This window comes from Mesorhizobium sp. M3A.F.Ca.ET.175.01.1.1, from assembly GCF_004791945.1.
GTDB lineage: Bacteria > Pseudomonadota > Alphaproteobacteria > Rhizobiales > Rhizobiaceae > Mesorhizobium.
In genome coordinates, this window is sequence record NZ_SRTP01000256.1 from 1 (window position 1) to 319 (window position 319).

At 58.3% G+C, this 319-nt stretch carries 1 protein-coding gene; it reads left to right on the forward strand.

Going from position 1 to position 319, the window contains the following annotated elements; all coding sequences use genetic code 11:
- Positions 1–319: transposase (locus EN818_RS31555; protein ID WP_135906708.1), on the forward strand; the 319-nt coding region annotated here is incomplete at its 3' end.

Sequence of the window (319 nt, forward strand, 5' to 3'; positions counted from 1 at the left end):
GTGAGCTGCGAGGCTCGGGTTCCATCGGATCATCCGCTTCGAGCCATCCGGGCAATAGCCGACGAGGCGCTTGAAGTGTTGTCGTCGGATTTTGAGGGACTTTATTCGAAGGTTGGTCGTCCCTCGATCGCGCCGGAGAAGCTGCTTCGGGCTTTGCTGCTGCAGGCATTTTACTCGATCCGGTCGGAACGGCAGTTGATGGAGCAGTTAGGCTATAACCTGCTGTTGCGCTGGTTCGTCGGCCTGTCGATGGATGCCGAGATCTGGGACGCCACGGTTTTCACCAAGAACCGGGAGAGGCTTCTATCGGGCGATGTGG